Annotated in this window: 6 protein-coding genes; 2 read left to right on the forward strand and 4 right to left on the reverse strand. The window is 67.1% G+C overall.

Annotated elements, in window-relative coordinates; all coding sequences use genetic code 11:
* Positions 1-43: 43 nt before the first annotated feature.
* Positions 44-3,091 (forward strand): Rne/Rng family ribonuclease, encoded by a 3,048-nt coding sequence (locus RT697_RS26205; RefSeq protein ID WP_313702556.1) that lies wholly within the window; start codon positions 44-46, stop codon positions 3,089-3,091.
* 116 nt (positions 3,092-3,207) lie between these two features.
* On the opposite strand, the gene RT697_RS26210 is transcribed toward RT697_RS26205, so the two are convergent.
* Positions 3,208-4,104, reverse strand: a complete 897-nt coding sequence (locus tag RT697_RS26210) for a LysR family transcriptional regulator (RefSeq protein WP_313702557.1) — start codon at positions 4,102-4,104, stop codon at positions 3,208-3,210.
* A gap of 171 nt (positions 4,105-4,275) precedes the next feature.
* Here RT697_RS26210 and RT697_RS26215 point away from each other — a divergent pair, with 171 nt between their 5' ends.
* On the forward strand, positions 4,276-5,211 hold the full coding sequence (locus RT697_RS26215) for a dihydrodipicolinate synthase family protein (protein WP_313702558.1): 936 nt from the start codon (positions 4,276-4,278) through the stop codon (positions 5,209-5,211).
* Positions 5,212-5,273: 62 nt separating this feature from the next.
* Here the strand turns inward: RT697_RS26215 and RT697_RS26220 are convergent, their stop codons facing one another.
* The 3 genes from RT697_RS26220 to RT697_RS26230 all read right to left on the reverse strand — a co-directional run.
* The gene (locus RT697_RS26220) at positions 5,274-6,821 is read right to left on the reverse strand and encodes an altronate dehydratase family protein (protein WP_313702559.1); all 1,548 of its coding nucleotides are present in this window, start codon (positions 6,819-6,821) and stop codon (positions 5,274-5,276) included.
* Positions 6,822-6,889: 68 nt separating this feature from the next.
* Complete coding sequence (locus RT697_RS26225) at positions 6,890-7,879, reverse strand: tripartite tricarboxylate transporter substrate binding protein (protein WP_313702560.1); 990 nt, start codon at positions 7,877-7,879, stop codon at positions 6,890-6,892.
* Between the two features lie 333 nt (positions 7,880-8,212).
* Positions 8,213-8,473: acyloxyacyl hydrolase (locus RT697_RS26230; protein WP_313702561.1), on the reverse strand; the 261-nt coding region annotated here is incomplete at its 5' end.

Here is an 8,473-nt window from a genome sequence, read left to right on the forward strand (position 1 = left end):
ACGCGCCGATATCGGCGCGTCATGACAACGGAGAAACCCTCTCATGAAGCGCATGCTGTTCAATGCGACGCATCAGGAAGAATTACGCGTCGCTATCGTCGATGGGCAAAAACTCATCGACCTTGACATCGAGACTGCCGGCCGCGAACAGCGCAAAGGCAATATCTACAAAGGTGTCATCACCCGGATCGAACCCGGCCTCGAAGCGTGCTTCGTCAACTACGGCGAAGACCGCCACGGCTTTCTGCCCTTCAAGGAAGTTGCGCGCAGCTTCTTCAAGGAAGGCGTCGACGTCCGCACCGCCCGCATCCAGGACGCCCTGCGCGAAGGCCAGGAACTGATCGTCCAGGTCGAAAAGGAAGAACGCGGCAACAAGGGCGCAGCCCTGACCACGTTCATCTCGCTGGCTGGCCGCTACCTGGTCCTGATGCCCAACAACCCCCGCGGCGGCGGTGTTTCGCGCCGCGTCGAGGGCGAGGATCGCCAGGAACTGCGCGACACGATGGAACAGCTCGACCTGCCCCAGGGCATGAGCATCATCGCCCGCACCGCAGGCATCGGCCGCAACGTCGAAGAACTGCAATGGGACCTGTCCTATCTGCTGCAGCTCTGGACCGCCATCGACGGCGCCGCGCGCGACAACTCCGCGCCGATCCTGATCTACCTGGAATCCAGCTTGGTCATCCGCGCGATCCGCGATTACTTCTCGCCCGAAATCGGCGAGATCCTGATCGACACCGACGAGATCGCCGACCAGGCCACCGCCTTCATGAGCGTGGTGATGCCGGACAACGTCCAGCGCGTCAAACGCTACCGTGACGACATCCCCCTCTTCTCGCGCTTCCAGATCGAACACCAGATCGAAACGGCTTACTCGCGCACGGTGCAACTGCCCTCGGGCGGCGCCATCGTGATCGACCACACCGAAGCGCTGGTTTCCGTGGACGTGAACTCGGCCCGCTCGACCCGCGGCGCCGACATCGAGGAAACCGCGCTGCGCACCAACTCGGAAGCGGCCGACGAAGTGGCCCGCCAGTTGCGCCTGCGCGACCTGGGTGGCCTGATCGTCATCGACTTCATCGACATGGAAGACAGCAAGAACCAGCGCGCCGTCGAACAGCGCCTGCGTGATGCCCTCCATTTTGACCGCGCCCGCGTCCAGATGGGCAAGATCTCGCGCTTTGGCCTGATGGAACTGTCGCGCCAGCGCCTGCGTCCGGCCCTGAACGAAGGCTCGCACATCACCTGCCCGCGCTGCAACGGCACCGGTGTGATCCGCGACGCCGAGTCCAGCGCCCTGCACGTCCTGCGCCTGCTGCAGGAAGAAGCCATGAAGGAAAACACCGCGGCGGTCCACGCCCAGGTGCCCGTCGACGTGGCCACGTACCTGTTGAACGAAAAGCGCGCCGACATCACCAAGATGGAAGCCCGCCTGAAGGTCAACCTGATGCTGATCCCCAACAAGCATCTGGAAACGCCGCACCATCACATCGAGCGCCTGCGCCACGACGATCCCCGCCTGGAAGAGCTGAAGACCAGTTTCGAACTGGTGGAAGCGCCGGCCACGGACGCCCCCTGGCAGCCGCGCGAAAACGAAATCAAGTCGCGTCCGGAAGCCCTGGTCAAGGGCATCACGCCGTCGCAGCCCGCCCCCGTCTCCACGCCCGCAGCGCCGGCCGCCGCACCCGCCGCGCCCGCGGCAGGCGCCGGTCTGGGTGGCCTGTTCAAGCGTCTGGTCGGCTGGCTGACCGGTGGCTCCGAACCCGCCAAGCCCGCCCCCGCCGCTGCCGAGGAAACCGCCAAGCGCGCGGGCTCGTCGCGTGGCAAGGGCCGCAGCGGCCATGATGGTCAGGAACGCCGCGGCGAACGCCACGGTTCCGACCGCAACCGCAACCGCCGTGGCGAAGGCCGTGGCGAGGGCGCCGAGACCTCCGAAGGCGGCCGTCATCACGTGCGCGGCAACCGCCGCTCGGATGCCGAGCGCGGCGATCGCAACAACCGTGGCGAAGGCCGTGGCGAGCGCGACACGCCGGCCGCCACCCAGGCTGCCCTGGCGTCCGCCCGTCCTGACCAGTCGCCCGAACTCAACGGCGAAGACACCGGCGCCGGCCGCAACCGCCGCCGTGGCCGTGGCCGCAACCGCCGCGAGGAAGGTCAATCCGACGCGCCGATGAGCGAACAGGAAAGCATGGTCGCCGCGCTGGCCCAGACGGTCGCCACCGCGCTGCCGGACGCCAAGTCGGACCCCAAGCCCGCTGCTGAAGCCCTGGACAATGCTGACGCCGACGAACAGTCTGCCGATGCGTTCCCGGGCGCCGAAGGCGCCGAAGGTGCTGCGGATCCCGAGCGCAAGCGCCGCCGCCGCCGCAGCCGCCGTGGCCGCCGCAGCCAGGACGAAGCCGGTCTGGCCGGTAGCGACGAGCTGCAGGACGACGGCGCCGAAGACGCCGGCGAACAGCAAGCCGAAGGCGTCGACGCCCAAGCCGCTGAGCCGGTTCAATCGGCCACCGAGCAAGCCGCTCCCGCTCCCGCGCAGCAGGTCCAAGCCCCGGCTCAGCCCGTGCAGACCGCCGCTCAGCCCGAGCAAGTTCCGGCCGAACCGGTTCAAGCCGCCAAGGCTGAGCCCGTCCAAGCCGCGGCAGAGCCGGCAGTTGAACCTGCCGTCGAGCCCGCCGCTCAACCGGTGCAGACCGCCCCGCAAACGACCGCGCCCGTCGCCGTGCAACCCGCCAGCGAGGCTTCGGTCCCCGCCGCGCCGGTGCAGACGCCGGTGGAAGCGCCCGCCGCTGAACCCGTGGTCCAGACGCCCGCAGTTACTGCTGCTCCCGTTGCACCGGCCCCCGCAGCGGTTGCGCCGGTCACGCAACAGCCCATTGTGGTGCCTGCCGTTGCCCCCGCTGCCAAGGCGCAAGCCCTGCACGACGTGGTCAACGCCGCTGGCCTGAAGTGGGTGGAAACCGACCCGGAACGCCACGCGCAAACGCAGCAACGCATTGCCGCCTCGTTCGCGCCGGTCCGTCTGGGCCGCGAACGCAAGCCGGTGACGCCCGTCTCGAACGAGCCGCTGGTTCAGGTCGAAACGCGCCACTAAGCCGTCAGGCCGTCAGGGCTTCGCCCTGACAAGCAAACACCCCGCACACCGGAAACGGTTTGCGGGTGTTTTTTTGTGGCGTCAGTAAGTACGGTCGGCGGGCCGCCACCGTCGCGTCAATCGCCCGCCGCGCGGCGCGACTGCGGATCCAGCGCCCGGCCCGCCTCTTCCACAAAGGCTTCCGCCAGCGCCGAGTGCGGCATGTGGCGCGCCCACAGAATGCCCATCCGGCGCAGCGGCGCGCGGCCGGGCAGCAGCACGCGCTTGACGCGGCGGCTGTCGAGCCAGTCCGGCGCCCAGTCGGGCACCAGCGACACGCCCAGGCCCTCCGAGACCATGCAGGCAATGCCCATCAGCCCATCGACCTCCAGCCGCTCACGCGGCACGATGCCGTGCTGGCGCAGGTACTGGTCGGCCAGACGTCCGCCCCAGACATTGCGGTCGTAGCGGATGAACGGCTGAGTGCGCATCAGCTCGTGCGCATCGTTGCCCGGCGTATCGGGCGGCGCGAGCACCACCAGTGGCTCCTCGGTCACCAGCTTCCACGCATAGCCTTTGGACAGGTTGAACTGCGGCTTGACGATGAACGCCGCGTCCAGATCGCCGTTGATGACGCGGTGGTACAGGTGGTTGGAGGTGCCAGGCTCCATGAAGACCGCCAGCTTGGGCATCCGCCGATACAGGCGGGCCAGCACGATGGGCATGATGCCGGTCAGGGCCGAGGCCGAGACGCCCAGGCGCAACTCGCCCAGCGGCGCGTCGTCCGTGGCGCTGGCGCGCAGATCGCGCACCTCGCGCAGCACGCTGCGGGCGCGCTCCAGCACCTTCAGGCCGGCTTCGGTCGCCTTGACGCTGCGGCCGACGCGCTTGACCAGCGTGGCGCCCAGCTCTTCCTCCAGCGTGCGCACGCGCGCGGCGATGGCGGCGGGCGTCAGGTCCAGCCGCCGCGCCGCCTCAGCCAGCGAGCCGCTCTCGATGACCGACACAAAGCTCTGCACATATCGCGTATCCACGGTCTCCCCTTCTTTTGGACGTGTGGCGCGCTGAGCGGCAAACCACAACAATTTTATGGATTGAACCCATTAAACAGCAGATGTTCGGTGGCCGGATCGGTGCCAGAATCGGAAATCGCAGCCGCGCGGCCGCGGCGCGTCCTTTTCATCCATCCAATAACGAGTAGAGACATGACGACCCCTGCCCGCATTCCCGGCGTTTTTTCTCCCGTCCTGACGCCGTTCGATGAGCGCTACCGCCCGGCCTTGGGGCGCTATGTGAAGCACTGCCGCTGGCTGCGCGAGCAGTCCGTCGGCCTGGCCATCTTCGGCACCAACTCCGAGGCCAACTCGCTGTCGCTGGCGGAAAAGCACACGCTGCTGGATGCGTTGCTGGAAGCGGGCGTGGAGCCGTCCGCCCTGATGCCCGGCACGGGCGCGTGCGCGCTGCCCGACGCCATCGCGCTCACGCAGCATGCCGTGCGCAGCGGCAGCATGGGCGTGCTGGTGCTGCCGCCCTTCTACTACAAGGGCGTCAGCGACGAAGGCCTGTTCCGCTACTTCGCCGAGCTGATCGAAGGCGTGGGCGACGACAAGCTGCGCCTGTACCTGTATCACATCCCGCCCGTCAGCCAGGTGCCGCTCAGCCTGGACCTGATCGATCGCCTGCTGACCCGCTATCCCGGCATCGTGGCCGGTGTGAAGGACAGCGGCGGCGACTGGGCCAATACGGCGGCGATGATCGAGCGTTTCACGCCACGCGGATTCCAGGTCTATGCGGGCAGCGAGGCATTCCTGCTGCAGACCCTGCGCGCAGGCGGCGTGGGCTGCATCACGGCCACGGGCAACGTCAATCCGGGTCCCATCGTGGCGCTGCAGCAGCGCTGGCAGGAGGCGGATGCCGATGAGCGCCAGGCCGGGCTGAATGCGACGCGCAACGTGTTCCAGCAGTTCCCGATGATTCCCGCGATGAAGGCCGCCATTGCCTGGAAGTCGGGCGACGCGGCATGGGCCACGGTGCGCCCGCCCCTGGTCGAGCTGAACGCCGCGCAGACCGACGCCCTGAAGGCGGCATTGCAGGCGAACGGCTTCGACATGCCGGGCGCCGACTCTCTGTCCGATGTCTGAGCGTCGGGCGCTGTGCGCGGACGGCCACGACTGGCCGTCCGCAAGCCGCTAATCGGACGCGGTCAGCTCACGACGCCGATGTTCCAGGGCACGAACTCGTGATCGCCCAGCCCCAGCAACTCGCTCTTGCTGCGGGCGCCCGAGGCCACGCGCAGGATCTCGTCGAAGATCCGTTGCGCCACCTCCTGCAGCGTGGCGGTGCCGTCCAGGATGTCGCCGCAATTGACGTCCATGTCTTCGGTCAGACGCGCGTACATCGGCGTGTTGGTGGCGAGCTTGAGCGACGGAACCGGCTTGGCGCCGAACATCGAGCCGCGGCCCGTCGTGAAGCAGATCATGTTGGCGCCGCCGGCGATCTGCCCCGTTGCCGACACGGGATCGAACCCCGGCGTGTCCATGAACACCATGCCGGGCTGCCGGACCGGTTCCGCGTAGCGATAGACCTCCATCAGCGCCGTGGTGCCGCCCTTCATTGAAGAACCCAACGACTTCTCGAAGATGTTGGCCAGACCGCCCATCTGATTGCCGGGACTGACCTTGCCGTTGATCTGCACGTCGCGGCCCGGAGAATATTCTTCCTTCCACCAGCGGATGCGCTGGACCAGCTTCTCGCCCACTTCGCGGCTGCGGGCGCGCGAGGTCAGCGTGTGTTCGACGCCATAGATTTCCGGCGTCTCGGACAGGATGGCTGTGCCGCCGTGACGCACCAGGATGTCCATGGCCGCGCCCAGCGCAGGGTTGGCGGTGATCGACGAGAACCCATCCGACCCGCCGCACTGCAGGCCGATCTTCAGGTGACGCGCGGACACCGGCTGGCGGCGCACGTCGTTGGCGGCGGGCAGCATCGTCTTCACTGCGGCGATGCCGGCTTCGATCGTTTTTCGGGTGCCGCCGGTCTCCTGCATGATGAATGTCTGCAGCCGCGCACCTGCTTCCAGGCCCTGGTCCTTGAGCAGCGCATCGAGTTGATTGCGTTCGCATCCCAGACCGACGATCAGCACGCCCGCGAAATTGGCGTGACAGGCGTATCCGCCCATCGTGCGCCGCAAGAGGTCCATGGGCTCGCCGGACATTTCCATGCCGCAGCCCATGCCGTGACTCAACGCGACCACGCCATCCACGTTGGGATAGGCCGCCATCACCTCCTCCGTGAACGCGGATGCGATCCGGTGCACGACCGTGGCGGAGCAGTTCACCGTGGCGAGGATGCCGATGTAGTTGCGCGTGCCCACTTGGCCGTTCGCGCGCACGATGCCCTGGAATTGCGCTTGTTCGGACTCGGGCAGCATAGGCGTCGCCACGTAATCCCGTGCATGTGCGTAGTCGCGGGCGAACTCCTGGAAGTCCATGTTGTGCGAGTGCACGTAGGTGCCGGCGGGAATATCCGTCGCGGCAAAGCCGATGCACACGTTGTATTTCAGGATGGGTTCGCCGGCACGCAGATCGCGCGCCGCGATCTTGTGGCCGGCGGGCACCTGGCTGCGGCTGACCAGATCTTCGGCGGGCACGGCTGTGCCGATGCCGATGGGCACGCGCGCCACCACCACGTTGTCAGCGGAATGCAGCCGGATGACGGGGCCGGCGGCGCGTTTTTCGGTGAAGTCGATCATGTCGTTGTCTCGGATGAATAAGGGGCGCCCGGCTAAGGGGAGCCCGGCGCTCGGGCGAAGCGTCCGCGCTATTCCGGCTTGATGCCGATGTCGCGGATCAGCACCGACCAGCGCGGCAGTTCGGCGCCGACGAAGCGGCTGAAATCGGCGGAGTCGCTGCCGACCACGGTGAAGCCCTGCTCGCTCAGCTTGGCCTGCATGTCGCCCTGCGCCAGCGCGGTGCGGATCGATGCGGAGAGCTTGTCGACCACGGGCTTGGGGGTCTTGGCCGGCGCAAAGACGCCGTACCACGTCGACACCTCGAAGTCCTTGAAGCCCGATTCGGCCAGCGTTGGAATCTCGGGCGCCTTGGGATCGCGCTTCAGGCTGGTGATGGCCAACGGGCGGACCTTGCCCGAAGCAATGTGCGGCAGCGCCACCGGCAGGTTCGCGAACATGTACGGTACGTGGCCGCCCAACACGTCGGCGATGGCGGCCGACTCGCCCTTGTACGGCACGTGCGTGACCTTCGTGCCGACCCGGTGCGCGTACAGTTCGCCGGCGATGTGCTGCGGACCGCCCTGCCCGGACGACGCGTAGCTCAGCGCGCCGTTGCCGGCCTTGCGGATGTGCTCGGTGAGCTCACCAACGGTCTTGACGTCGATCAGCGCCGGATTGACCACGAGGATCAGCGGCATGGTCACGACCTGCGACACCGGTTCGAAATCGGTCTCGGGCTTGAACGGCAGCGTGGGGAACAGGGATGGCGCCACAACCATGGTGGATTGCGATCCCAGAAACAGCGAATAACCATCGGCGGGCGAGCGTGCGACGTTGTCGGCCGCGATGGTGCCCGTGGCGCCCGCGCGGTTTTCCACCACGACCTGCTGGCCGAGGCTCTCGGCCATCTTGGCGCCGACCAGGCGGGCCACGATATCCGCGCCGCCGCCAGGCGCAAAGCCGACGACCATGCGCAAAGGTTTGTTCGGGAAGTTGTCGGCCAGGACGGCGGACGAGGCGGTGGCCAGGGCAAGGGCCAGACCGGCGGCGCCGGTTATGCGCACAATGTGACGCGTCATGTGACGCGCCTGGGTACAGGGGAAGTTCATGCGTGTCTCCGTGTACCGTCTGCCGGACTTGGCCGCGCCCGCGCGCGCTGCGGCGGATCGGAAAGCCCGAGCGACGGCTCGTTGTGGTTTTGGGTGCTGCCAGGGCATTCTGGCCATTGCACTCAACACCAACAAGTACGTGGACACGCAGTCAAAACATAATTTTTTTGTGGTTCCTGCTGTGGCTTTCGCGGGCGCCCCGCGTACCTTCGGGGCAAAAAAAACCACCCCGAAGGGTGGTTTTCAAGTTCTGCGAGCGGGACGCCGGCTCAAGCGAGCGTGTCCTGCATCGGGACCCTGCGATCAGAACTGGTACGTGTAGGTGAGCTGCACCACGTCCAGACCCGGGTTCGGGCGCTTGATGCTGGCGTTCGAGAAGTGCGAATAGCGCACACCGATACGGTTGTTCGGCGTCAGCAGGAAGCCCACACCAACGTGGTCGCCGAACTGGAAGGCCGTGCTGATGTTTTCGTCGGCGAAGCGCGTGCTGGAGAACAGCGTGGCGCCGATACCCGCTTCGATGTAGAAGCGTTCGCCGGTCCACCAGCGGAACATCGGGATGGC

This window comes from Achromobacter sp. (genome assembly GCF_032113835.1).
Taxonomy (GTDB): domain Bacteria; phylum Pseudomonadota; class Gammaproteobacteria; order Burkholderiales; family Burkholderiaceae_B; genus Achromobacter.

Coding starts and splice junctions, on each gene's coding strand:
- RT697_RS26205 (WP_313702556.1), top strand. CDS start 44: ATGAAGCGCATGCTGTTCAATGCGACGCATCAGGAAGAATTACGCGTC.
- RT697_RS26215 (WP_313702558.1), top strand. CDS start 4,276: ATGACGACCCCTGCCCGCATTCCCGGCGTTTTTTCTCCCGTCCTGACG.
- RT697_RS26220 (WP_313702559.1), bottom strand. CDS start 6,821: ATGATCGACTTCACCGAAAAACGCGCCGCCGGCCCCGTCATCCGGCTG.
- RT697_RS26225 (WP_313702560.1), bottom strand. CDS start 7,879: ATGACGCGTCACATTGTGCGCATAACCGGCGCCGCCGGTCTGGCCCTT.